General features: G+C 47.7%; 25 protein-coding genes and 1 riboswitch. Of the genes, 19 read left to right on the plus strand and 6 right to left on the minus strand.

Annotated features, from left to right (window positions below; all coding sequences use genetic code 11):
- Window positions 1–85: 85 nt before the first annotated feature.
- From ABN764_RS22685 to ABN764_RS22700, 4 genes are all read left to right on the plus strand, one after another.
- A complete protein-coding gene (locus ABN764_RS22685; RefSeq protein WP_446673190.1) occupies window positions 86–1,075 on the plus strand; it encodes an ABC transporter permease in 990 nt (329 codons plus the stop codon).
- Window positions 1,076–1,086: 11 nt separating this feature from the next.
- Window positions 1,087–1,995, plus strand: a complete 909-nt coding sequence (locus tag ABN764_RS22690) for a carbohydrate ABC transporter permease (protein WP_446673191.1) — start codon at window positions 1,087–1,089, stop codon at window positions 1,993–1,995.
- Window positions 1,996–2,191: 196 nt separating this feature from the next.
- Window positions 2,192–3,841, plus strand: a complete 1,650-nt coding sequence (locus ABN764_RS22695) for an extracellular solute-binding protein (protein ID WP_446673192.1) — start codon at window positions 2,192–2,194, stop codon at window positions 3,839–3,841.
- A gap of 118 nt (window positions 3,842–3,959) precedes the next feature.
- Window positions 3,960–6,197 carry a helix-turn-helix transcriptional regulator gene (locus tag ABN764_RS22700; protein WP_446673193.1) on the plus strand — a complete coding sequence of 746 codons (2,238 nt, stop codon included), beginning with the start codon at window positions 3,960–3,962 and terminating at the stop codon, window positions 6,195–6,197.
- 73 nt (window positions 6,198–6,270) lie between these two features.
- Here ABN764_RS22700 and ABN764_RS22705 read toward each other — a convergent pair whose 3' ends face one another.
- Window positions 6,271–7,542 carry a DUF2515 family protein gene (locus tag ABN764_RS22705; RefSeq protein ID WP_268626016.1) on the minus strand — a complete coding sequence of 424 codons (1,272 nt, stop codon included), beginning with the start codon at window positions 7,540–7,542 and terminating at the stop codon, window positions 6,271–6,273.
- A 226-nt stretch (window positions 7,543–7,768) separates the two neighbouring features.
- Here ABN764_RS22705 and ABN764_RS22710 point away from each other — a divergent pair, with 226 nt between their 5' ends.
- Both ABN764_RS22710 and ABN764_RS22715 read left to right on the plus strand, forming a co-directional pair.
- Complete coding sequence (locus tag ABN764_RS22710; protein WP_021252616.1) at window positions 7,769–8,107, plus strand: thioredoxin family protein; 339 nt, start codon at window positions 7,769–7,771, stop codon at window positions 8,105–8,107.
- A 295-nt stretch (window positions 8,108–8,402) separates the two neighbouring features.
- Window positions 8,403–9,329 (plus strand): COX15/CtaA family protein, encoded by a 927-nt coding sequence (locus tag ABN764_RS22715; RefSeq protein ID WP_268626015.1) that lies wholly within the window; start codon window positions 8,403–8,405, stop codon window positions 9,327–9,329.
- Window positions 9,330–9,506: 177 nt separating this feature from the next.
- Here ABN764_RS22715 and ABN764_RS22720 read toward each other — a convergent pair whose 3' ends face one another.
- Window positions 9,507–9,641 carry a hypothetical protein gene (locus ABN764_RS22720; protein WP_265332122.1) on the minus strand — a complete coding sequence of 45 codons (135 nt, stop codon included), beginning with the start codon at window positions 9,639–9,641 and terminating at the stop codon, window positions 9,507–9,509.
- 306 nt (window positions 9,642–9,947) lie between these two features.
- Between ABN764_RS22720 and ABN764_RS22725 the strand changes: the two genes are divergently transcribed.
- From ABN764_RS22725 to ABN764_RS22770, 10 genes are all read left to right on the plus strand, one after another.
- Window positions 9,948–11,741 (plus strand): UbiD family decarboxylase, encoded by a 1,794-nt coding sequence (locus ABN764_RS22725; RefSeq protein WP_072730678.1) that lies wholly within the window; start codon window positions 9,948–9,950, stop codon window positions 11,739–11,741.
- A 5-nt stretch (window positions 11,742–11,746) separates the two neighbouring features.
- Entirely contained in the window at window positions 11,747–12,442 is a 696-nt protein-coding gene (locus ABN764_RS22730) for a Cthe_2314 family HEPN domain-containing protein (protein ID WP_021258553.1), read from the plus strand.
- Window positions 12,443–12,520: 78 nt separating this feature from the next.
- Window positions 12,521–12,663, plus strand: a riboswitch (SAM riboswitch).
- 86 nt (window positions 12,664–12,749) lie between these two features.
- Complete coding sequence (locus ABN764_RS22735; RefSeq protein WP_268626013.1) at window positions 12,750–12,884, plus strand: hypothetical protein; 135 nt, start codon at window positions 12,750–12,752, stop codon at window positions 12,882–12,884.
- 27 nt (window positions 12,885–12,911) lie between these two features.
- Window positions 12,912–13,937, plus strand: coding sequence for a methionine ABC transporter ATP-binding protein (locus tag ABN764_RS22740; protein ID WP_021258552.1), 1,026 nt, complete (start codon window positions 12,912–12,914; stop codon window positions 13,935–13,937).
- Complete coding sequence (locus ABN764_RS22745; protein ID WP_021252621.1) at window positions 13,937–14,602, plus strand: methionine ABC transporter permease; 666 nt, start codon at window positions 13,937–13,939, stop codon at window positions 14,600–14,602. Before ABN764_RS22740 ends, ABN764_RS22745 begins: the two co-directional genes overlap by 1 nt.
- Before the next feature lie 215 nt (window positions 14,603–14,817).
- A complete protein-coding gene (locus ABN764_RS22750) occupies window positions 14,818–15,663 on the plus strand; it encodes a MetQ/NlpA family ABC transporter substrate-binding protein (protein ID WP_021252622.1) in 846 nt (281 codons plus the stop codon).
- Between the two features lie 237 nt (window positions 15,664–15,900).
- On the plus strand, window positions 15,901–16,683 hold the full coding sequence (locus tag ABN764_RS22755; protein WP_021252623.1) for an SDR family oxidoreductase: 783 nt from the start codon (window positions 15,901–15,903) through the stop codon (window positions 16,681–16,683).
- Window positions 16,684–16,832: 149 nt separating this feature from the next.
- Window positions 16,833–17,990, plus strand: a complete 1,158-nt coding sequence (locus ABN764_RS22760; protein ID WP_072730675.1) for a sugar diacid recognition domain-containing protein — start codon at window positions 16,833–16,835, stop codon at window positions 17,988–17,990.
- 229 nt (window positions 17,991–18,219) lie between these two features.
- Window positions 18,220–19,488, plus strand: coding sequence for a GntP family permease (locus ABN764_RS22765; RefSeq protein ID WP_021252625.1), 1,269 nt, complete (start codon window positions 18,220–18,222; stop codon window positions 19,486–19,488).
- Window positions 19,489–19,623: 135 nt separating this feature from the next.
- Window positions 19,624–20,766, plus strand: coding sequence for a glycerate kinase (locus ABN764_RS22770; RefSeq protein ID WP_446673194.1), 1,143 nt, complete (start codon window positions 19,624–19,626; stop codon window positions 20,764–20,766).
- Window positions 20,767–20,963: 197 nt separating this feature from the next.
- On the opposite strand, the gene ABN764_RS22775 is transcribed toward ABN764_RS22770, so the two are convergent.
- Window positions 20,964–21,209 carry a NifU family protein gene (locus tag ABN764_RS22775; RefSeq protein WP_021252627.1) on the minus strand — a complete coding sequence of 82 codons (246 nt, stop codon included), beginning with the start codon at window positions 21,207–21,209 and terminating at the stop codon, window positions 20,964–20,966.
- Window positions 21,210–21,300: 91 nt separating this feature from the next.
- Here ABN764_RS22775 and ABN764_RS22780 point away from each other — a divergent pair, with 91 nt between their 5' ends.
- Window positions 21,301–21,555 carry a YuzB family protein gene (locus tag ABN764_RS22780; RefSeq protein ID WP_021252628.1) on the plus strand — a complete coding sequence of 85 codons (255 nt, stop codon included), beginning with the start codon at window positions 21,301–21,303 and terminating at the stop codon, window positions 21,553–21,555.
- A 45-nt stretch (window positions 21,556–21,600) separates the two neighbouring features.
- Here the strand turns inward: ABN764_RS22780 and ABN764_RS22785 are convergent, their stop codons facing one another.
- Complete coding sequence (locus ABN764_RS22785; protein ID WP_446673195.1) at window positions 21,601–22,674, minus strand: NAD(P)/FAD-dependent oxidoreductase; 1,074 nt, start codon at window positions 22,672–22,674, stop codon at window positions 21,601–21,603.
- A 239-nt stretch (window positions 22,675–22,913) separates the two neighbouring features.
- The gene (gene mqnE, locus ABN764_RS22790; protein ID WP_021252630.1) at window positions 22,914–24,020 is read right to left on the minus strand and encodes an aminofutalosine synthase MqnE; all 1,107 of its coding nucleotides are present in this window, start codon (window positions 24,018–24,020) and stop codon (window positions 22,914–22,916) included.
- Window positions 24,021–24,287: 267 nt separating this feature from the next.
- Here mqnE and ABN764_RS22795 point away from each other — a divergent pair, with 267 nt between their 5' ends.
- Both ABN764_RS22795 and ABN764_RS22800 read left to right on the plus strand, forming a co-directional pair.
- Window positions 24,288–24,647, plus strand: a complete 360-nt coding sequence (locus ABN764_RS22795; protein WP_021258546.1) for a HesB/IscA family protein — start codon at window positions 24,288–24,290, stop codon at window positions 24,645–24,647.
- A 265-nt stretch (window positions 24,648–24,912) separates the two neighbouring features.
- Window positions 24,913–25,134: a hypothetical protein gene (locus tag ABN764_RS22800; RefSeq protein WP_028533728.1), complete on the plus strand. Its 222-nt coding sequence runs from the start codon at window positions 24,913–24,915 to the stop codon at window positions 25,132–25,134.
- Between the two features lie 136 nt (window positions 25,135–25,270).
- Here the strand turns inward: ABN764_RS22800 and ABN764_RS22805 are convergent, their stop codons facing one another.
- Window positions 25,271–25,669, minus strand: a complete 399-nt coding sequence (locus ABN764_RS22805; protein ID WP_021252633.1) for a DUF2871 domain-containing protein — start codon at window positions 25,667–25,669, stop codon at window positions 25,271–25,273.
- Window positions 25,670–25,731: the final 62 nt, after the last annotated feature.

The raw sequence follows: 25,731 nt of genomic DNA on the forward strand, positions 1-25,731 counted from the left end.
GTTCGAGGTGAATTTCAATGCAGCGAAAATATTGTGAGCGCTATCAAAAAATGTTGCTTGCCTTACAAAACCGGGCGAGATTATCATGAAATTGCGGAAGGGGCCCAAAAATTACCGCAATCGATATGGAAAGGGGAAGATCATGAAGACGAACAGTCAACCGGGGGGGCGCCGATCATTTCACTTGCGTGAAAATGCTCAACTCTACCTTATAATGCTTCCCGTTCTACTTCATATTTTTATCTTCAGTTATATTCCGATGTACGGGATAATCATCGCATTTCAAGATTATTTCCCGGGAAAACCTTTTTTCTCATTAACAGATACGAATTGGGTAGGTTTTAAACACTTTATTGAATTTTTTAATGGCCCGTATTTTGGAAGATTGATGCGTAATACGTTCTTGCTCAGCTTTTATTTTCTGGTGTTTGGCTTCTGGGTGCCCATTCTGTTTGCGGTACTGCTTAACGAACTGAAGAGTGGCATCTTCAAGAAGTACGTACAGACCGCAAGCTACTTGCCTCACTTTATTTCGAACGTCGTCGTTGCGGGCATGGTGTTGTCATTCATCAATACAGATGGAATCATTAATACCATCGTGAAGATGTTCGGCGGGACACCGGTCGCGATAAACACGGAAGCGGGGTATTTTCCGACCATTTATACGATTACGAGCATATGGAAATCATTTGGCTGGAGCAGTATTTTGTATTTGGCAGCCATGTCCTCTGTTGATCCTCATTTATATGAAGCTGCCAAGATGGACGGAGCCAACCGCCTTAAACAAATCCTCCATATTTCGTTGCCATCCATTCGTCCGACCATCTTATTCCTGCTTATATTCGCGATTGGCAGTCTGTTTTCAGCGAACAGCGAGTTTATTTTGTTGATCTATAATCCAATGGTATATGAAACGGCGGATGTCATTGGCACCTATTTGTACCGCGATGGCTTGCTTGGCGGACAATTCAGCTTAGGGACTGCAGTTGGGCTGTTCATATCGGTCATCAACTTCACGCTGCTGTATTTCGCAAATACGCTAAGCCGTAAATATTCAGATTATGCCTTGTGGTAAGGAGGAGTACAATGGGCTCGGTCAGGAAAAATCCGAACAAGATCAGGGAAGGCTCTGTCGTGGTCGACATTATCTTGTACGCGATCGCACTCGTCATTTGCCTAATCACCCTGTATCCGTTTTATTTCGTCATCATCATGTCGATCAGTTCGCCTTCGGAAGTAGCCGCCATGAATGTTGTTTGGTTTCCGAAAGGCTTTAACCTAAGCTCATATGAATTGATCGTAAGAGATGCGAAAATGTGGTGGGCGTATTCGAACACTTTGATTTACGTCGCCGCAGGTACGCTTTTGAACTGCTTAATGGCTGTATTGGGTGCATACCCGTTAACGGTACGCAATCTAAAGGGGCGAAAATGGATCGTTGTATTTCTACTAATTCCGATGTATTTCGGGGGTGGATTAATTCCCTCCTACCTGCTCGTGAATAAGCTCGGGATGTATAATACCATGTTTGCAGTTATTATCCCCGGGATGGTCAGTATTTGGAATATTATCCTCGTTAGGACGTTTTTTATGACGATTCCAGATGGTCTGAAGGAATCGGCTTTTATCGACGGTGCCTCCCATCTGCAGCTGCTGTTCAAGATTATATTGCCGATTTCCAAGCCGATTCTTGCTGTTATTGCGATTTATTCGATTGTCGGCATTTGGAACAGCTGGTTCGACGCGCTTGTCTATCTGCCGAACGAAAAGCTTCATCCGCTGCAAATGTATCTATACCGTGTCGTCGTTCAACAGTCGGTGGATCTAAAGATGTTATCGCTGGAAGATACCAAAAATGCGGTGGCGAACATGTTGACCAACATCCAGTTAAAATACGCGATTATCGTTTTTACGGCATTGCCTGTCATATTTACGTATCCATTTTTTCAAAAGTATTTCATCAAGGGAGCGCTTCTGGGTTCTTTAAAAGAGTAGGACTATACTCTTTGAGGGAAAAGATCGAATTAACGTCGAAGGGAATTGCGGTATGGACTAGAAAAAATGTTTTTGACAATTTGAAAGCGTTTGCAACATATCTTGGGATAAGATTTTAGCATTTCAGCTACAAGGGACAGATTTCGGTGAAATCATTTTGAAATTCGTTTTTGTCGATTCGAGGGGGAATCTAAAAATGAAACAATGGAAAAGAACACTGATCTCCGTATTAACGGCAATTCTCGTGATTGGGTCGATCACGGCATGCAGCACCTCCAGCAACAACGCCAACAGCGGCAATAACAAGAAGGAGGAAGCAGGAGGATCTGCTTCTACCGAAGTCAAAAAGTTAAAACTGCTTGGGCCGCAAGGTTCGAACAAATATATCAAATTCGATGAGAGAGATAAATATCCGGTATGGAAAGAAGTCGATAAGATGCTCACAGATGCCGGGTTGCAATTGGACTACGAGATGGTTCCAGGCGAGCAATATAAAGTGGTCGTTCAAACGAGAATGGCGTCTGGTTCCTCGCTTCCAGACATCGTAAACATTTCGGCACTAGATAATACGACAGTGTTGAATTTGGCGAAGCAGGGCGTCCTGCTTGATCTGAATCCACTGATCGAGAAGTACAGCAACGGCAACATTAAGAAAATGTACAATGAAGAATTCCCATACGCCAAAAAGACGACAACATCGCCTGACGGCAAAATGTACTGGTTCAGCAATCTTCACAAAAAAACATATCAGGGTAAAACGCCAGCACCGGTTGCATTGACGATGCTGCTTCGTAAAGACTGGCTTGATAAGCTGAAGCTCCCGGTTCCAAACACAGCCGCAGAATATTTGCAAACGTTGAAGACATTCCGGGAAAAGGATGCCAACGGAGATGGGAAGCAAAACGAAGTGCTCGTGTATGATCCAAGCAAATTTGAAGGCGCTATCGCGCAATGGTTCGGGCTTGGTACAGATATCACGGCAGTGGATGTTGAGAATAAGAAAGTAGTATCCCCTTGGTATCAAGACGGAATTAAAGATTACTTCCGCTACTTGCAGCAGTTAACGAAAGAGGGCATTCTCGACACAAGCCTGATTGGGGCGACAGGGGAGCAAAAGCAACAAAAAATGACCGAAAACCAGGTTGCTTCATTGAGTGATTATAATCTGGAGACCTATCAGGAGCCTACCATTAACGGCGGAGGGGAGTTCCTCCCATTGATGCCGCTCAAGGCGGTCGACGGTGTCACTCCGGCAGCACAGTTGGAACCTCCATTCCTTGTGTGGCAGAAGTATGCAATTACAAAAGATTGCAAGGACGTGGAAGCAGCCATCAAGTTTTTCGATACGATTTACTCGGAAAAATATGCAGATCTTCTGTATTGGGGAATCGAAGGGCAAACTTACAAGAAGGACAGCAACGGCGCAAAGGTATTTATTAATAATGGCTCAGACGAAGAGTTGGCTAAATCGGGTCAAATTACTGGGCGTCCGTTATTCGGGGACACGGTTTTTCCACGTGTTCAATTCGCCAATCTGGAATTCGAGCTCTCTGGTGTGCCCAAAGCAAAAGCCGATCATGAGCTGAATATTTTAAATTACAAACCATATTTTGTGAATATGAACCTGAACTATCTGGCTATTCCTGATGATCAGCAGCTCGAGAAGAAAACAAAAATCTTAACCAACTTGAACACGTACTCTCAGGAACTTGCAACCAAGCTTGCTCTAGGCCAAAAATCGCTTGACGATTGGGATCAATATATCTCCGAGCTGAAAAAGCTTGGGCTTGATGAATTAATGAAGATTGATCAGCAGCTGCTCGATAGATACAACAGCATCCAGTAACATTGCACCAATAATCTGGAAAATTGGCGTTCACCTCGGCTTCCTTAGAGGAGTTCGCCGTTTTCTTCATATTGCTTCATCATGCGAAGTGGTCTTCAAAACGAAGGAGGTGCGGACTATGCGACATTGGAGCTTTGGGAGCGGCACGTTTCGAAAGATCTTTCTGTCCTATACTGCGATTTTGATCATCCCCATCATCGTGTTCAGCACCTTAAATGTACAGCGGAACATCATGGAGGAACGTCAGAAGCTGCATGAGAAGCATGTATCGGATGCAAATCGGATTGCGGCGGTTGTGGACAATAAATTGAATGAGCTCAAAAATATAGCGAAGATGATTAGCATTGAATCATGGCTTCGGAAAATGATGCAGAATACGGATGTTTATGATGATGAATTTGATCTGTTGAAGATGCTCGAAATCCGAAGAAATTTCGAAAATTCAATTAATTCTACAAATGTGCTATCTTTCGGCACAGTCATTTTTCCAGATAAACAACAGATGTTATCAACTTGGGGGACATTTTCGGAAGACCACTTCTTCTCTAATATTGCTATATTTGATGGAGATACACGGCAAATGATGCAAAGTGCTCTTCGGGAGCAACAGTATTTCAAAGTAATGGCACCAGCAACGGTCAATTTGTGGGGCAGCAGTAAGAGGGTTATTCCTGTCCTTCAAAGTCTGGAGGTGGTCAATCACCCGCGGGCGGTACTGGCTCTATTTATTGACAGCGATTACTTCTCGGAATACATGCGTCGTTTCGGGAGTGTGGAATCCAAAGACATCTTAATTACGACGCATGGGACGCCTATTTTCAAGCAGAGCCGGAATCCGGATAACGGGGTTCAGGAAAATGAGCAGACCTATGAGCTTGTTGTGCCTTCCCAAGAGAGCAGTCTGCAATATAAAATCTCTTACTTCGATAACAGTGTCATCGGTATCAATAACTTATTCAGTTCACTGCTGGCTATCTTGATCTCCATTGCGGTCGGCACGTTGTCGGCTTTTGTGCTGGCCAAGGTCAGTTACCGACCTCTTGGCATCTTGCTTCACAAACTTTCCGCTGGGATTCGTTATGAGGAGGGCAATAATAGTCCCGTATCCGGCTCTGAATATAATTACATTGAGGAATCGTTCGAGCGGCTGTTGAGTGAAAATCAGGTGCTTCAACAATCCATGCATGACTACGAAAAAGCGGCGAAGTCGAATTTGTTCCTCCAGCTGCTTAAAGGGTATTTCGCAGATGATCAGCACTTGAACGGGTTGAAGAAATTTGGTATCGGCTATACCGAGGAAATGCATTATTGCACGATGTTGATCAGCTTTCATGCCATTCGTGATTTCTCCGATCTGGATAAGATCCGGAAAATCGAGATGATGACGATGGTTATCATCGAAAAAGTGATGAACTGTCATCGGCTGGACTATGAGCTATTCGAAGTGACGAATGCGGACAAAGCGTTGATCCTATCCTCCACAAACCGATTTGGAGATGATGGCATGATGGAACAAATTGCTGTCGGAATTACGGAAGAAATTGAACGTGCATGTGGTTTCCAGCCTATTGTCTTGTATGGAACGATGGAGAAGGGGCTCGTTGGCATTAGTAAGTCGTACTATACGGCTAATGAAAGTTTGCAGTATACGTTGTTTTCACGGGAACATCTACGGGTCGCGCCGGAGGAGTCCATTCCAAGCATCGTTGACTATTATTATCCGACAGATTGGGAGGTTCAGTTGATTAATAACTTGAAGATAGGGAACCTGGATACCTCGATGCAGATTCTCTACGAAATCAGCGCGGAAAACGGGAAACGAAACCTGTCTGAAGCAAGTACGATCAGACTCGTTTCATTATTGATGGAAACGCTGCTAAGAGTGCTGCATGAACTCAATCTCGATACGGGCATTTACGCGAAACAATTTACCAATAGAGCAAAGGGCAAAAATACGGAGGAAATGTGGGGCTATGTGTTTGAAGTGGGAACGTTACTATGCGAGCGAAATCGGTACTCCAATACGTCATCGACGATTGAAGCTGGAAGTCAGTTGCTGCAGTACGTAAACCAAAATTACACGAGTGCCGACGTATCCTTAAAACAGCTTGCTGAAATCTTCCAGATGTCGGTCTCCAAAGCGTCTAAACTATTTAAGGAAGTCACTGGAATCAATTTCTACGATTATTTATGTCGGCTTCGTATTGAAATGGCTAAGGAATTGCTGCGAGGAAAGGAATGCGGCATTGATGACATCGCACGCCGAGTGGGTTACGAAAACGTATATTCGTTCAAACGTGCGTTTACACGATATGAAGGCATTAAGCCGGATGAATACATGGAATCGGCAGGCTGAATGAAGAAGGACACTAAGGACACTTACTGGAGAAGTGTCCTTCTTTGACTGAAATTTTATAAAATCTGCTTCGTTATCCCTTGCTCGGATGAATGAACCCAGCGAGCGAGGCGGTCTCCCGCCACAACCGATCATGAGAGCTGGTCATGTCAGCCTGCAAAGGAGCTGAAATCGGCTGGAGATGCCGATACATTCGCTCATCTATGAACCAATCGCCTTCTTCAATTTGCCGTGCCGGCTCGTCCTTCCAGACATCAGTTAAGGCCGGACTATAGGCCCGGTATGTAACAGAAAGTTCGGTTCGATCAGGCGGGATCGCCTGCTTCACAAAGCGGTGCGGCCAATAGTCTGCTCTCGATCCCGTATGAGGGGCCGCGCGCATGAAACGAACAGCATGATTATAAATATGGGGCGTGTGGAACAACAGCGCATACAGCTTCTCTCCAAATGCTATGCGTTCATCTAAGTCAGTAAAGTTCTCTAAATTAAGCCCAACGAGCGGAATTGCTTCTTCCTCTCGTGGAGATGGAACACCAAGCGGGAAAATGACTTGATTCATCTGCAGCCAACCATGCAATTGGAAATCCCATTCATTAAGCACATGCGCCCGGTAGGTGGGATTGCGCATGACTCTGCCTTCAATGACGTTCTGTTCGTTAATGATAAGTGCTGTCGTGAGCAGCGAACTTGTCTGTTGTACCCAGAAGCCATCCCAGAATGGGGTCATGAAGGCAGATACGCCAAATGCAGGAAGCAAGTGGAACAGGCTCTTGCCTGCTCGGCGGCTGGCTGCATACAGCAGCAGCTGCGGATAGGCATCATGGAATATGAGTGCATTCGATCGTTCCAGCACTCGGTAGGTCCATAATCTATGGTTCGCACTCATAATGCGGGGCAGCCATTCTCCCTGCAAATCAGTCATACTCCAGCCGCCATTTCGTGAGACCATATGCGCGAGCAGGGCCCAATGCAGCTCTGGATACGACTGATAGATTCGCGCATAGGCTGCGGTGCGTGTAATATTGTTGCGATTGGCTGTGCGAACAGAGCTCTGAATTTGCCGGATGATCCGCCATTCCTCGGCTGAGAATTCCGTATCTCCTCGCTCTCGAAAGCTGCTGGTTGTTCCTTGTTGACGTACTTTCTCATTCAGCAGTCGGCTGGCCTGCTCTTCCGCACGTTTCGCTGCGGCGCGATTCCAATCAAACGACGGGCGTTCCCGCCATTGTAAGAGTTGTTGATAAAGTTCATTCCAAGTTGAACGGACGACACTATATGCCGTATCGAACGAGTGGCGCATCAGCTGTATCGCGTGGCGCATGCGCTTGGACAGATTGGACAGCATCGATTGTTCTCCTCCATTTCGAGACGACGATACGTGACCGAATTCATTGATTTTCTTCATAGTATGCCCAAAAACAGCCGTAGACGTTCATGTGTGGGGTTTGACTTTTCCATTCTCCAAATGTTATAAGTTCAAGAAAGCAGAAGTATCAGACTACATCTGCTGGATGTTGGATAAGAGAAGTTCCATGTTAGATTCTGTGAACTTAGTAGGGAGTGAAGCGTGTATGGAAAGAATAGAAACTGTTGAGCGGTTCAATGAGATCATTGCACAAGAGGAGCCAGTTGTAGCGATATTTAAGACATCCTGGTGCCCAGATTGCCACTTCATCGATCCTTTCATGCCTGAATTGGAGACGAATTATGCAGGTAAGGTGACATTCGTTGAAATCGATTCGGAGAAACTCCTTGATGTTGCACAGCAATACCACATTCTTGGTATTCCAAGCTTCGTAGCCTTCAAGGGCGGCAAGGAAACCATTCGCTTCGTGAACAAGCTGCGCAAGACTCGTCCTGAAATCGAGCAGTTCGTTGATCGGGCAATTGCAGTATCTGCAGCTGTATAATAAGTGAATAGCCACTCGATGCACATATGAGAACCGTCCCGCTGGTGGGGCGGTTTTTTTATTGCCTTGAAAGGGAGTGCAGAACGATGTACATCCGAAGCAAGCCGATATTATCTGAAGTCAATCTTGTACATGAGGTAAGGGGGCTGATGCATCGATTTGGAAGTGAAAGATGTAATATTTGTCACAAATTAGCCGTACACTCAGCTAGGAAATCTTGTATAATGGAGGACGATTGGAACTGTTTTCATAATTTGTAATGGCAAAAAATTGAACAACGGGTCAGGTGAAACTAGTGAACGCGAACATCTACCGGATATTGAGGCGGTTATCTTACGCGGTTTGCATCGGTATGTTTATCGTAGTGTTAAACGGGGCGCTTGTAACGAAGACAGGCTCCGGAAGTGGCTGCGGCACGGATTGGCCACTATGCAATGGCAAGTTTGTTCCGGCATATACGATCGAATCCATGATCGAATATTCTCATCGATCTGTGACGGGTGTTGTAGGATTGCTTGTTCTGGCCTTGTTCATCTACGTTCTTCGCTATGCGAAGCATCATCGTGAGGCTCTATATTACTCTTCTCTCACCTTATTATTTACTATTATACAAGCAATTATGGGAGCGCTTGCGGTAGTCTTTACCCAGTCTCCGCCTGTTATGGCGCTTCACTTCGGATTCTCGCTGCTGGCGTTCGCTTCTTCCTTCATGATGAGTGTAGTGGCACGGCGCTACGAACGCGGCATCGATTCTGCATCTGTTGTAAACTCCGTTCGTGCAGAATTTAGGTATGGGGTATGGTTCACACTTCTATATACGTATATCGTAATATACGTAGGGGCATTTGTTAGGCACACGGACTCTTCAGGGGCATGCATGGGCTGGCCGCTGTGCAACGGGGAGTTGATTCCGGAGCTGTCGGGGGGGACGGGAATTGCCTTCATGCATCGTGTGGCAGCAGCACTATTATTTGTTGTAATCGCGATTATGTCCCATTTTGCTTACCACAACCACAAGGACAATCGCGAGATTCAGTTGTGCGGCATTTGGGCGCTTATCCTATGTGCAGCACAGATTGCAAGCGGCGCGGTCGTTGCGAGTACGATCACGAATCCTGACTTATTCCTATTTGCAAGCTTATTACATACGGTATTGATTTGTGGACTGTTCAGTGTACTCTGTTACATGAGCATCCGTGTCTGGCAGCTGCGGCAAAAATAAGGATCGTTTTTCTTGGCTGTGATGGTGGGAAGAAGAACCGAAGAAGATTGAGTTTGAGTTATAGAATGGAATCAGTGGTTATAAATAAAGAAGCAGATCGCTTACTGTTGGACAATGGGAGATTGTCAACGAGAGGCAAGCGAGCTGCTTCTTTTTCTCTGAGAAACATTCATTGGATTAGGCGCCTTCCTTTACTTGCTGTGTTTCATTCGAGTGCGCACCGAGCAATACGATAGATGCGGCAGCCTTTGCTGCTGCCAACCAGCGAACATTCCACGGCTTGCGTACGATAACTTGATTGTTGTTTTTCATATCATTCTACCTCCAATTATTTTTGATGTGTTCCCTTTGATGACCTCATTATACCTGTAGACATTCTGCTCGTACCATGTAATCGGCTTACGGCTATCTTACAATGTCGTAATAATGTCGTAAGTTGTCTGCTCGGTCAGGCTTTAGGTTCATCAAAAAAACAGCTATACTACAGAAGAGGAAGTTTTCGTTTGTCATCAATGCCCGCTTGTGAACGCAAATTATTGCAGACATCCTGCGGCATCCATGTAACTGTTCATGTACAGCAACACAGATACGCTTATTTTTTTCAAGGAGGGCTCGTAGTTGTCATTTACGAATATACGCGACTTTGTCGACACGCTGAAGCGTGAGAATGACCTCGTCGTTATTGAAGCGGAAGTTGATCCGTATTTGGAAATTGCAGAAATTCATCGACGCGTCATTGAAGAGGGAGGTCCTGCGCTTCTATTCACCAATGTGAAGGGCAGCCCCTTTGCAGTGACGACGAACCTGTTCGGTACGATGCGCCGGGTGGATATGGCCTTCGGAACGCGTCCTGAGCAGCTCGCGAATAAGTGCGTAGAGGCCGTAAACCGTCTAATGCCTCCATCGCCGAAGAAGCTGTGGCAAGAGCGTTCGACGGTGAAAGAGCTCCTTAGCCTTATGAAGGTTGGCATGAAGGATGTATCTTCTTCGCAAGCTCCAATTATGCAGGTGAAGCGTACAGACAAGCCGATGCAGGGCTTGCCGGCATTGACGAGCTGGCAGCTGGACGGAGGTCCATTTATTACGCTTCCACTGGTCTATACCGAACATCCGGAGCTGAAGAGCGCTGATCACAATCTCGGTATGTACCGAATTCAAATTTACGATGACAGCACGACAGGTGTGCATTGGCAAATTCAAAAGGGCGGTGGCCTCCATCATCATGAGGCCGAGCTGCGCAATGAAGCGCTTCCGGTATCCGTCATCGTGGGCGGGCCGCCAGCGCTGATTGCGGCTGCGATCGCTCCACTGCCGGAGAAGCTCCCTGAGCTGTTGATGGCCTCATTCGTCATGGGTGAGCGTCTTCCAGTGGTAGATAGCGGATTCGAAGGACATCGCATCCCAGCGGAAGCAGAATTCGTTATCCAAGGGTACGTTCCACCACATGAGCGCCGCATGGAAGGGCCATTTGGCGACCACTACGGCTATTACTCATGGGCGCATGAGTTCCCGTTCCTGAATGTGAAGCACATGTACCACCGCAAGAATGCAATCTACCCAGCTACAATCGTGGGCAAGCCGCGTCAGGAAGACTACTATTTGGGCGAGTACCTGGTTAGATTGTTGTCGCCAGCGTTCCCGATGGTGATGCCGGCGGTACGCAAGGTACATCCATATCCAGAAACAGGCGTTCACTCGCTTGCCGCAGCTGTTGTACGTGAGAGCTACTCTCGTGAGGCGCTTCTGTCTGGCTTCCGTATTCTTGGCGAAGGGCAGCTTAGCTTGACGAAGTTCTTGATGTTGACGGATCAGCCGGTTGACTTAGAGAACTTTGCAGAGCTTACGGAAGCGGTGCTAGAGCGCTTCAAGCCAGAGACGGATCTGTATGTGATTAATAATACGTCCCATGACACACTTGACTATACGGGGCATAAGCTGAACCATGGCAGCAAGGGGATATTGCTCGGTGTGGGCGATGTAGTCCGTGAATTGCCTGGCGTGTACGAAGAAGGCCCGATCGATGAGATTAACGATGTGGCTGTATTTTGCCGTGGCTGCTTGACAATGTCAGGTGCTTCGTATGAAGCAGAACCACAGCTGGCGGAACGATTGCTACATCGTCTTGCTGCACAAGAGACGAAGTGGCCGCTCGTCTTCCTCGTTGACGACGCTCAGGTTGCCAATACGCAGTTGTCGTTCTTGTGGACGGTGTTTACGCGATTTAACCCCGCATCAGATATATACGCGGCAATGGAAGTCCGTAATCACCATCTCTCGTATAAATTGCCAATTGTTATCGATGCCCGCATGAAGCCAGGCTACCCAGATGAGTTATTCCCGCGTGAGGATATTGTGGAATTGGTCGACCGCCGTTGGAAAGACTATTTCCCAAACGGATTTAAGCGGGGGTGAGTTCCATGCTGCGCAGCTTGTTCGGGGAGCCGCCCCGTGTTGACAGCGGAACGTTGAAGGATGCAATGGCGGGGATGGACAATTATTTGGAAGCAATACGCAGTCGCATGGAGGGGACAGGCGATCCCGATCACTTCTGGCGCAAGATAGAAGTATGGACAGTCGGACTGAAGACCTCCTTGGATGAACTGGAACAAAGCGTATATGCGTCTGACAAGTTCGCCGATCGTGTGTCGAAGCATTATGAGGCCGAGATGTCTGAATCGGAGCAGGATGATTATTACCGGTACGTCTATTTTTATAAAAATGGATTTATTCGCGTGTTCTCGATTTTGGACAAGCTTGGAACGCTGCTGAATACAGTGCTGTCCTTGGAGACCGAGAGGGTGAAGCATCATTTCTCTTACTTTACGGTGCTTCGCCAATTGCGCTTCAAGGGACAGCATCCTGAATTGGAACATGCCCTGCTGGCATTGAAGGAGCAGCATGAAGATGCGCTTCAGCGGCTGCGCAAGCGACGCAATATGGAGATTCATCATATGAACCCAGAAATGCAGGATGATTTATGGCAGCGGCATCGCAGCTTGAATGACAAAATTAAGCTTGAGGATATTCAGGCCAATGTGGCAGATTTGCAGCATGGTCTGGAGATGGTGTGTGGCGCATTGATCCATGTGTTTCGACTGCTTCCCGTCAAGTAATGGAATTGAAAAGGGAATAAAAGTTAATTGACAACTTTCACCTGCTGCATTATACTCAATTTAAATTTCATAACTGTTTTCTTATCAAGAGTGGCGGAGGGACAGGCCCTGCGAAGCCCGGCAACCGATCTTGCAACCCGGATGCATAACAATAAGTTATGTGATTGCAAGATGTCAATGGTGCTAATTCCTTCAGAACGTAATGTTCTGGCAGATAAGAAAGGGAGAGTCGATTTTTCATCTGGTTTCTTCACAGAATACCGAACGTTCGCCCCCTTTTGGCATCTGCCAAGAGGGGGCTTTTTGCATGAACGAGCGGCCCCAAAATGGAGAAGTGAAGGCAGCCAAGGCAATGTGGTATATTTGGCGACAGTTATTGAGAGGATACAGCATACGAATAGATGAAGATAAGGCTGTAGTGCCTATCTATTCTAGAATGTAGCTAGCATGAAGGAAGGTGACGATTCCGTTGATTCGGTTGGAACATATAAGTAAGCAATATGGTGCTAACGGCAAGGTGCAAGGGCTGCTGGCACTGGATGATGTGAGTCTGTCGGTTGAATCTGGCGAGATTTATGGCATTATCGGCCATTCAGGTGCAGGGAAGAGTACGCTGCTGCGCAGCATTAACCTGCTTGAGCGGCCTACGGCAGGCGTAGTTGAGGTAGACGGCGTTAACTTAACGAAGCTGTCGAAGTCGGCGCTACAGCAGCAGCGGCGTAAAATCGGGATGATTTTTCAGCATTTTAACCTGCTCAGTTCAGCAACGGTATATGACAATATTGCATTTCCGATGCGCCTGGCGGGAACATCCAAGGATAAAGTAGAGAAGAAAGTAAATGAGTTGATTAGGCTTGTTGGTTTGGAAGAACACAAGCATAAATACCCGGCTCAATTGTCCGGTGGACAAAAGCAGCGCGTAGGGATTGCGCGTGCGCTTGCGAATGATCCGAAGGTGCTGCTCTGTGATGAAGCAACCTCGGCGCTAGATCCGCAGACGACGAATGCGATCTTGGAGCTGCTGCTCGATATTAACCGCAAGTTCGGAATTACGATCGTGCTAATCACCCATGAGATGCACGTCATCCAAGCGATATGCGACAAAGTTGCCGTTATTCATGGCGGGAAGATTGCTGAGGCAGGCAAGGTTGTAGACGTGTTCTTGAAGCCTCAGCATCCGGTAACGCGCGAATTCATTCTTGAAGAGCGCAGCGATGCGGATATTCAGCCTTGGGCGGCATTCAAGAGCCAGGCTGCTGAGCATTCCCGTGTTGTGAAGATCAACTATTTGGGTGATGTCACGTATGAGCCGGTGCTGCATCGTGTCCTTACGGAAGCGGGCGTCAGCTTCGCAATACTGCAGGGAACGATCTCTCGGATGAAGGATACTCCTTACGGCCAATTGGTCGTTCGTCTAGATGGCGACACAAGTGCTGTAGAGCAATCATTATCTTCTCTCCGGGCGCAGGGTCTTGAAGTGGAGGTGATTGCGTGATGAATTTCGATTTCTCTACTGTCAATTGGAGCGATGTGTCTTCGGCTACTGGAGAAACATTGCAGATGATGCTGTTCTCTGTACTATTCACCTTCCTTGTTGGCTTGCCGCTAGGCGTGCTCTTGTATTTAACTGGGCGCACGGGTAGCAGAGCTGGGAAGATCGTATATAGTATCTTGTCATTCATTGTGAACGTGCTGCGTTCAGTACCGTTCGTTATTCTAATGATTGCGATCATACCGATTACACGAATTGTAGTAGGCACATCTATCGGTGTAGAAGGAACAATCCCGCCGCTCGTTATCGCGGCTGCACCATTCTTCGCTCGTCTCGTGGAGACGTCATTGCGTGAGGTTGATCGGGGCGTTATTGAGGCAGCACAGGCAATGGGAGCATCCACTTGGCAGATTGTATATAAGGTTCTGCTGCCCGAAGCGATGCCAGGCTTGATTGCAGGGACGACGATAACGGCGGTTACGCTCGTATCGTATACAGCGATGTCAGGTCTCATTGGCGGCGGCGGTCTCGGTGACCTAGCGATTCGCTACGGATACCATCGGTATGAGATTGAAATGATGATCGTGGCGATCGTTATTATGGTTATACTCGTACAGGTGCTGCAATGGATTGGCGATGCATTTGTTCGCCGCTATACAAGAAAATAAAAAAATATTGTGCTGAGTCGGTCATTTCATGGTTGACGGCAGCACAAAATATGATATAATCCCAGTAATTCAATTGGAATTATCGGTAGTTACGAGTTGGATGAAATGATCATTTGAATCAAAACCTAATAGGCATAGGAAGCACGCTCTTAGGAGCTTCAACTTACAAATATTCATCAATTAAAATGGGGATCTTGGAAGGAGTAGTGAATGACATGAAAAAGTGGACTTTTGTATTAACGCTTATTACACTCGTAGCGGTACTCGCTGCTTGCGGCAACAAAAATACAGCAGGCGATAACACGAACGCATCTGGTGAGGCAGGCAAGTCTGGCACAGAAAAAGTGAAGCTTGTCGTAGGTGCAACACCGGTGCCTCATGCAGAAATACTGAATCATATCAAGCCGAAGCTGGCTGAGCAAGGGATTGAGTTGGAAGTTAAGGAGTTCACGGATTATGTTCAGCCGAACGTACAAGTACACGAGAAGCAGCTTGATGCGAACTTCTTCCAACATAAGCCGTACTTGGACAATGAAGTGAAGACGAAGGGATACAACCTTGTAACTGTAGGCAATATTCACGTTGAGCCTTTCGGAGGTTACTCCAAGAAGATTAAGTCGGTTAGTGAAATTGCAGATGGCGCAACGGTATCGATTCCGAACGATGCAACAAATGGCGGACGTGCGCTGCTCTTGCTGGAGAAGCAGGGCATTATTAAGTTGAAGGATGGCGTAGGTCTGGAAGCAACGGTTAACGACATTGCTGAGAATCCGAAGAACTTGAAGTTCAAAGAGCTGGAAGCTGCAATGCTGCCTCGTACGCTGGATGAAGTTGACTTCTCGCTTATCAATACGAACTATGCACTGCAAGCGAACTTGAATCCTACGAAGGATGCGTTGTTCATTGAAGATAAGGATTCTCCGTATGCGAACATCTTGACGGCTCGCGAGGACAACAAGGATAGTGATGCTGTGAAGAAATTGCTTGCAGCTTTGCAGTCTGACGATGTGAAGAAATTTATTGAAGATAAATACCAAGGTTCGATCGTACCTGCATTTTAATTGTAGAATACTTTCAATGAGAGAAGCCCTAGAGGCAAGCTGCCTTTCGATAAGAAAGGTGGAGCTTGCTGCTAGGGCTTTTTTCTTTGTAATCTAGGTGGAAGGGATTCAAGTGCATTGCATTGCGGAGCGGACAGTCTGTCTACATCAGTGTCCAATGCAAAGTTGTTCTGCCAAGGCAAATATCTTATACTGAACGTGGAAGTTCTTTGAAGCGCTCAAAAGGAGGATTACGACGTGGAACAGCAGCGTAAAATTGCTCTTATTACGGGGAGCGCCAAAGGCCTCGGGAAGATGACAGCTATGACATTGGCCGAAGCCGGGCATGATATTGTCTTAAATTATGTACATAGCGAGGCAGAGGCTGAAGCACTGCGGCTCCAGCTCGAGAAGACGGGAATACGGTGTATTGCCATTCGCGCGGATATTTCCAAGCCAGAGGAAGTGAAGCGGCTCGTTACTGAAATGAATGAACGCATCGGTATGGCTGATATTGTGGTGAACAATGCTGGGCCGTTCATCAGAGAGCGGAGATTGTTCGCGGATTACTCGGAAGAGGACATTATGTATTTATTGAATGGGAATCTAAGTGGTGTCATACTGCTCGATCATTTGCTGCTCGGATCGATGCGGAAGAAGGGATGGGGGCGCATTATTCATTATGGCTTCGGCCATGCGTCTGAGGCGCGTTCTTGGCCGCATCGGGCGGTGTATGCCGCAGCCAAGGTGGGACTAGTGTCTTTCACGAAGACACTGGCGGTAGAGGAAGCACAGAATGGCATTACGGTGAATATGATTTGCCCTGGCGATATTCGTGGTGACAACAAGGAGCGAAAAATCGAGGATGTACTTCATCTAACCGATGACGAAACGCCGCGCGGCCGTCCCGGCAGTGGTGAAGATGTGACACGAGTCATCCGCTTCCTATGTGAGGATGCTTCTGACTTTATAACTGGTAATATTATTAATGTCTCAGGCGGACTCGATCCTATTCGTACAACGATTAGCTCGAAATCCTAATGCTGCATGTACGCCCGTCGGCTGACAGACACAGCGGTTGCTGTGCCCTGTTGGAACGAGGGCGTTTTCATATTTTGGAGAAGAAGGATGGACGGGATGCGGGATGTCCTAAACTCTTTCTGATTTCGCGTGATAGGTGGTATGAAGATATGAGTTGGCTGACCAAGCAATTGGCGCAAGCAATCGTCTCACGGACGATGCAGGTCATTGGGTACAATGTAAATGTGATGGATGAGCGTGGGCGGATCATTGGCTCGGGCGACCTGTCCCGCATTAATCAAAAGCATGAAGGGGCACTCATTGCCATTGAGCGCAAGGGAAGGTTCGAGATCGATAAAGAGAGTGCACGCAATCTTCATGGTGTTATGCCGGGGACGAATCTTGTTATTCAATTTCGCGGAGAAGTTGTCGGTGTTATCGGGATTACGGGAGATCCTGCTGAAGTGACGAAGTATGGGGAACTTGTCAAGATGACAGCTGAGATGTATTTGGAGCAGGCGGATTTGTTGGAAAAGGCGCGCTGGGATAAGCGGATGAAGGAGGATTTCCTCTTATCGGTCATTCATGCGGAACCGGGAGATCAAGCCATGCTTCGCCTGCAGGCGGAACAAATAGGCCTGAAGCCGGACAAGCCTCGTGTTGCTTGTATTCTGGAGCTTACGGATGAACAGGATGCGGATTCAGTGCCTACACTGCGCAGAGTTGTAGAACTGTTGGAAGGGCGGCCGACAATTGATCTTATCGCGATACGGAATACGCGGCAAATCGTCCTATTCAAGCCGCATTTGCACCCACGGAAGCCGAATATGGATATATGCGAGGGAATACGGCAAATTCGGAAGTTGCTGGAAGAGAAGCAGATCGCACCTCTTCGTATCGCGGTGGGCAAGGCTTATTCAGGAATCGATGGGCTCATCGCATCCTATCGCTCTGCTCAAGATACGATGCGCGCGGGTCAAGCAATCCTTCCTGAGCATACGGTCTATTATAGTGAGGATATGCCAAATGAGACGGTGCTGGCGAATGTGGGCCGCAGCTGGGTTACGGATGAAATGGAGCAGATGTGGCAGCGATTCATCCAAGAGGATCGGAGCGGGGAATTGAGGCAGACTCTGCAGGTGTATTATGAGGAGAGCGGCGAGCAGCAGCGGATTGCACAGCGGCTGGCCATCCATCGCAACACGCTCCGTTATCGTCTTCAGCGGATTGCGGATGTGACAGGCAAGGATCCCAAGAGCTTTCGCGATTTGTTTACGTTAATGTCGGCGTGGTGGATTCACGCGATGCTGCGCAGTAATGAGTCTTAGCCAGTTAACAACGGAAAGGCTGAGCATGTCTATTGCATGTATCCTATTTCACATACCGGCCTGATAGCAGCAAGACAAAGGTTGATGGATCTTGTATTGTGCAATTGAACAAAAAATGCACTTTTTAAAGCGCTTCATTTCATGTTTATGCATGATGAAGCGCTTTCATATTGGAGGTAAAGTAAAGGTACAACAACGACACACTGCATCTTCAAGGAGGATGGGGACTATGACAGTAACGGTATCTGTACTTGGTGCACTGGCGGCTTTAGTGGTTGCTATCGTGCTTATTTTACGAAAAGTCCCACCGGCGTACGGTATGATGATTGGCGCGCTGGTAGGCGGCGTAGTCGGAGGAATTGGTTTAATTGACTCCGTAACGCTAATGATGGATGGAGCCAAGACGATGATTCCAGCAGTGCTGCGAATATTAGCAGCAGGTGTTCTTGCAGGCGTATTGATTGAATCAGGCGGAGCGAAGACGATTGCAGAGACATTAGTACGCAAGGTAGGCGAGACTCGCGCATTGTTCGCACTAGCTTTTGCAACGATGGTGTTGACAGCTGTTGGTGTATTTATCGACGTGGCGGTCATTACGGTGGCTCCAATCGCACTTGCAATTGCGCAGCGTGCAGACTTGTCCCGTATGGCGATATTGCTCGCTATGATTGGGGGAGGCAAGGCAGGAAACATTATGTCGCCGAACCCGAACGCGATTTCTGCGGCGGATGCTTTCCATATCCCGTTGACTTCGATAATGGCAGCAGGAATTATCCCAGCTTTGATTGGTTTGTTCGTAACGTATTGGATTGCGAAAAAGTTGTCTCATAAAGGAACGAAGGTAGCAGGTGTAGAGCAGGTGGAGGATAGCAAGGAGCAGCTTCCTAGCTTTCTTGCTGCAATGATGGCGCCAATAACAGCAATTGCATTGCTGGCCTTGCGCCCGATTGCAGGCATCGCCATTGACCCCATTATCGCTCTCCCTGTTGGTGGTTTAGTAGGGGCACTCTGTATGGGACGCATTACACAGATTAACCGATATGCAACCTCTGGACTTGGCAAAATGACGGGTGTTGCCGTCATGCTTATCGGGACGGGGACACTTGCTGGAATTATTTCGAACTCACAGTTGAAGGATGTTATTATCGATGGCCTGACGGCTTCAGGCTTGCCAGCCTATTTACTTGCACCAATCAGTGGTGCCTTGATGTCTCTGGCGACAGCGTCCACAACTGCAGGTACTGCGGTAGCAAGCTCGGTATTCGGTTCGACCATTATGGAGCTTGGCGTCGCATCCTTAGGGGCAGCAGCAATGATACATGCGGGTGCTACGGTGTTCGACCATATGCCGCACGGCAGCTTCTTCCATGCCACTGGCGGCAGCGTGAATATGGCGATGAAGGAACGTCTTCGTCTAATCCCCTATGAAACGCTAATCGGTCTCGTGCTCGCTATTGTATCTACGCTCGTATTCGGTGTCTTCGGCTGGTTCTTGTAAGCCAAGGACAAGGACAATACAATGTGCTGGGACAAGGCCGTAAATTTCGCAAGTCAGGTATAACTTTGAAACAGCTAATGCACAACTCGGCGAGAAAGAGAGAAAGTCAGATTGCATGGATAGGAGTGGATCAGTATGAAATTCGTAATTGCTCCAGACTCTTTTAAAGAAAGTTTGTCTGCGTGGGAAGCATGTCAGGCGATTGGCCGCGGCTTGGGGCGGGTATTCCCGGAGGCGGAACTCGTATATGTACCGATGGCAGATGGCGGAGAAGGGACCGTGCAGTCGCTTGTAGATGCGACAAGCGGCCGAATTGTACGGACGACAGTAACAGGGCCGCTTGGAACACCTGTGGAAGGGTTCTATGGCGTCTTAGGTGATGGCAAATCCGCAGTTATTGAGATGGCTGCGGCATCGGGACTGGCGCTTGTTCCACCGGCACAGCGGAATCCGCTCGTTACGACGACGCGGGGGATGGGAGAGCTAATCCTATCCGCATTGAATGAGGGGGTAGAGACGATTATCCTGGGGCTTGGAGGCAGCGCTACGAATGATGGCGGCGCTGGGATGGCTCAAGCGCTAGGTGTACGGCTGTTAACTGAGGATGGAACGGAAATCGGTTATGGAGGCGGAGAGGTCGGCCGCATTGCACATATCGATTTGAGCGGTGTTGACCCTCGGCTTGCGAAGGTGAAATTCGTCGCGGCTTGCGATGTCGACAACCCGCTTATCGGAGAGCGGGGAGCATCGGCAGTATTTGGCCCCCAGAAGGGAGCTACGCCGGAGATGGTGAAGCAGCTGGATGCGAACTTGGCGCACTACGCGGCGAAGCTACGGGAGGACGTCGGTTGTGATGTCGCCCATATGCCAGGCGCGGGGGCGGCCGGAGGGCTTGGGGCAGGCGTGGTGGCTTTCCTGCAAGCTGAATTGAAGCGAGGAGTAGATATTGTCATCGACGCAACCGGCTTAGCAGATCATGCAGTTGATGCTGATGTGGTCATTACCGGTGAAGGCAAGATTGACGGGCAGACCATTTACGGCAAGACGCCAATCGGCGTAGCGAAGACGGCGAAGCTGCATGGAGTACCAGTTATCGGTATTGCGGGTACGCTTGCAGCTGGACATGAAGTGGTTCATGAGCACGGTATCGATATGGTGTTCACGATTGTTCCGGGAGTTACGACATTGGAGGAGGCCTTAGGACAAGCTGCTGACAATATGGAGCGAACTGCTTATAATATCGGCATGGCCTTGAAGCTTGGAATTCAGTTGAAATAACGGAAGAATGATGGGGAACAAGCTGCAGTTAAGCGAAGCAGCCGCAGCAGTAGCAGCTATCCAGCAATGTCGCTGTACCTATTATTTAGCAGTGATAAGTTAACGCAATGAAATGATTCGGGATTGAAAAAAGGCTGTCCCCGGCAGATTCAACTGCTGGTGACAGCCTTCCTTCTTATGAAGTCCAATTATTCAATTTAGAATACTTGTACGACTTCTGTAATGCCTTCCACTTCTTCCACCAAAGCGCGCTCAATACCCGCTTTCAATGTGATCGTGGAGCTTGGGCAGCTGCCGCAAGCGCCCATCAGGCGAAGCTTAACGATGCCGTCTTCAACATCAACCAATTCAACGTCGCCGCCATCGCGCTGCAAGAACGGGCGCAGTTTATCCAACACTTCCAGCACTTCATCGTAAACTGTGCTTTGTGCATTTTCACTCATCTATGACAACTCCTTTCATCCATGCTGATTTTATTATATTATAAAGCTATCCGAATTCAAAGGCGCAACATGAAAGCGGGGGATAATGTCAATGCGGCCAATCATAGAATTTTGTGTGAATAATATGCATCACGGGACAGATAATGTCATGAAGCGCCTAGAAGGCAACCCGGAGTATGACGTGCTGGAGTATGGCTGTCTAGGGAATTGCGGGGAGTGCTACATGTTTCCGTTTGCATTAGTAAATGGTGAAATCGTTGCTGGGGAAACGGCAGATGAGTTATATGACAAAATTATGATCAAAATAGAGGAAATAAAAGCATGGGAGCAGCTGGACATCGATTGATGCCGCTGCTCCCATGTTTTGTTAATCATAGAATGATTGCAGGTATTATCCGAAATGGTTCTTAGACATCCATAATACACCGCTCTTAATGACGCGAGGCACATACCCTACAACGGCACGCTTGCCAACAACGCCGAAGCCGGATTTTTTGCCTAATGCACCAAGCACGCCCTTCAGCTTAATTTTACCTAAGCGAGGAGTTTCCCCGTTCCATCTCGCCCGAATGACATCCGCAATCTGCTCCCCTTGGGCGCCTGCTGCTTGTGCGCTAGGCGAGAACGGGAGGCTTGCGCAATCTCCTACAACGAAAACATTCGGATATTCGGGAATGTGATGATATTCGTTAATGATGACACGGCCCTGTGGATCCTTCGCAACTTGGAGCTGCTGTACCGGAGCAACAGGCTGAATGCCGGCAGTCCATACGGTAACGTCCGACAAAATCTCTTCTTCAATGTCTTCTTTCCGGTTATAGATGACTCCATCCTCGAGGTGGCTCACATTCACAAAAGAACGAAGCTCAATATGGTGCTCAAGGAACCAGCCAGAGACAAAGTGAGAGAGCTTCTCCGGGAACGCAGATAGCACGCGCGATCCCCGATCCAGAATCCGGATATTGAGATCAGGTCGGCTCTCACGCAGCTCTGCCGCCATTTCAACACCGCTAAGCCCACCGCCCACAATGCTTACGTGTCCGTATGGACGGATGTCATTTAGCAATTGATAGGTGCGTCTTGTACTGGCGAGTGATTGAATGCTGTTGCCGAACTGCTCGGCGCCTGGAATGCCATGATACTTATCCGTGCAACCCAGACCGATGACTAGATGATCATAGGCGAGTGCATCTCCATCTGTGAAGTGGACAATCTGCCCGTCCAAATCAATGAATTGTACATTCCCATAATGAAGGTGCACGCGCGGATCATCTGGGAAGGACACGCGAATGTCCATATCAGACACCGTTCCGGCTGCTAGTGCATAATATTCCGTCTTGAGGCCTTGATAAGGCATGCGGTCAACTAATACAAGTTGTACATCGGAAGGCAGCTCGCCCTCCAACAACCGACTAATGATGGCCAATCCTCCGTAGCCGCCACCGAGTATGACGTATCGTTTCATCTGTTCGACTCCCCCCATGTTGCCGAAAAATTAAGATGGTAGGTGCTGCGCCGCAAGCGGCGATTACGTCGTATGGCTCCACTCATTTGCCTGGGACGCGATTCCGTGAAGCCAGCTGGAAGCCATGTCTTCGGTGTTATGAATCGTGCCCTCGGTTGCTGATTCTCTGTTGTATTATCCAATAGGGTCATGCATTACCTCTATCTCTCTACTATGCTCAATGATCAATTACATCGACATTACTCATATATCTTTATCGGATTGTAGAACGTATCGCGTTCGATTGGCGTACGGCCTGCTCCCTTAATGAGCCATACGAGTTCATCGCGCGTCAAACCTTCCGGTGTAAGCGCGCCGGCTGCATGACTAATGCGTTCCTTCACAAGCGTGCCGTGCACGTCGGAAGCACCGAACGTAAGTGCAACTTGTGTCAACTGGGTTCCGATATTGATGAAGTACGCTTTAATATGTTGAATGTTGTCCAGCATAAGGCGGCTGATCGCAATTGTCTTCAAGTCTTCATACGCGGAGTTGCGGCGCTTGATGCTGGCTTTAGGACTCTTCGGCTGCATAGACAATGGGATGAATACTTGGAAGCCATTCGTCTCATCTTGAAGTTCGCGGATCGAGATCATATGGCGAATACGATCCTCATGCGATTCGATTGCGCCGTACAGCATCGTTGTATGTGTCTTCATGCCAAGTTGATGTGCCGTACGGTGAACTTCGAGATAGCGCTCAACGCCAGCTTTCTCGACACGCATCTTCTTCCGATATTCATCGGATAGAATTTCTGCTCCTCCACCTGTCAGAGATTCCAGTCCGGCATTCATTAGCTCTTTAAGCACCTCTTCAATGCTCAAGCCGCTGATGCGTGTGAAGAAATCAATTTCAGCTGCTGTGTACGCCTTAAGTGTGACGTCTGGATACTTCTCGTTCAGTGCACGAAGCGAATCTACATAATAAGAGAACGGTACATGCGGGTTGTGTCCGCCAACGATATGGAACTCGCGTACGCCCGGATGGATGTGCTGATCTACGAAGTCAATCATTTCTTGACCGGATAATGTATAAGCACCTTCGTCTCCTTGATCTTTACGGAAGTTGCAGAATGCGCAGTGCGCTTCGCATACGTTCGTGAAGTATAGGGACATATTTTCAATAAAATAAACATTTTTGCCGTTCTTGCGCATGTTCGCAAGATTTGCCAATTGACCCAAGGTCAACAGGTCGTCCGTTTCATACAAGTAAACGCCATCCTCAAGCGTCAGGCGCTCACCGCGTTCGACTTTATCTGCGATTTCGGCCATACGTGGATCGGCATGACGCGTCATGACTGTAGTCATACACAGGCCCCCTTCAGGTAAGGTATCTTTTTACAATTCAGCACAATATGCTGTTGTTGACAAATAAAAAACTCCGCGGCGGATAAGTTCCGTCGGAGATTGCAGTGAAACGAATCACATTAATTGATGTCAGTTCCATTATACATTCGCATAAGAGGTGGGGCAATACGTCTACAGGAAGTAAAGGTGCAAATTACCAGCAGCGATGTTCTCTTGTATATGCCGAAGGGGATGGTTATACTTAGTAATACGAGGAGGGTGATTAGAATGATTACAATCAGCGATGAAGCGATTGAGAAGATAAAGGAAATGATTGCGCAAGAGGAAAATGAAAATATGTTCCTGCGCGTCGGTGTTCGTCCAGGCGGTTGCAGTGGATTCTCTTATGGTATGGGATTTGACGATGAAGAGACTGAGGAAGATGTGCATTTGGAGATTGGCGGCATGAAGGTCGTCATCGATAAGGAAAGTGTTCCTCATCTGAGTGGACTTACAATCGACTACAAGGAATCCGGCATGTCTGGCGGCTTCACGATCGACAACCCGAATGCGGTAGCAACTTGCGGCTGCGGCTCCAGCTTCCGTACAGCAACAAATGAGGGAAAAGCGGAGAAGTGCGACGACTAGTCTCCACCTATTTGCATGATACCTTATATATAGATTATATAGATGAATGATACATTCTGATTCCATTCGATTCGATAATTGCGATTAGACTTCGTGATTAGATGATAATGAAATATAGAAGACCTCTTATTACGGTAGAGTTGAGCATCGCTATCTTGTAAGAGGTTTTTTTGCTGTTTTTAGCGTCTATAGCGCTAATCCTAATATTTCTAATCATACTGCAAATTGTTTCGGCGAACCTTATAACGAGCAGGAGGTGATACCTATGAATGAACATCATGATGCACATCAAGTACAGCAATCCACTGATGTAGACCGTACACTGCTGGTGTCTTATAGAGCGTATTGCTCGGAATGTCCAGGAGGGTGGCATGGGACTTGCTATGATTCCCGTCAAGATTCAACGAGGGATGCCCAGAATCACAACAATACGTACCATGCTGGAACCACGGGAGCTACCGTTATTGAGAGTTCAGGCAGCTGTTAATTTGCGTGGGGATAGAACGAATTGAACACAGAACACAGAAGCTGTGCAGCCATCTATTCTGCTCAACTGAAGAAGGCTGCCCTTACTCTTATAAGAAGAGCAGGTGCAGCCTTCGGATATGCCTGTTAGGGTCAGTTTATTCCTTCACTCGTTTGCCTAGCAAGATCATGAACCAAATGATGCTTGCTCCGAGGATTGCATGACCAAGACCTGCCATGTGGCTCAAGCCTTTCATATCTGTTCCGTTAACCTGAAGGATGCCGCGAACCGTCATCGCTGCAAGACTTAGCATCAGACCGATATTATATACATAGTACCAACCTTTGAATGAACGGACTTCATGCACGCGGAACTGCTTCGCAAGCAAGGTGAGAAGCAGGAAGAACAGGAAGCCGAGAACGAGAATATGGGTGTGCAGCGGTTTTAATGCTGTGTAAGCTGTGAAATCATTTATTTTGGTGAACTCCCGGTAAAAGATACCCGATATGAGGCCAAGAATGGCATAGAAGAACGAAGTGTAATACAGTTTTTTCACAGTAAACTCTCTCCTTTGTTTCGTCATTCGCATGGATGATAGGAGTGTACCGCAGTTGTATG

This window comes from Paenibacillus wuxiensis, assembly GCF_040195695.1.
In the GTDB taxonomy this organism is placed as follows: Bacteria; Bacillota; Bacilli; order Paenibacillales; family Paenibacillaceae; genus Paenibacillus_B; species Paenibacillus_B suaedae.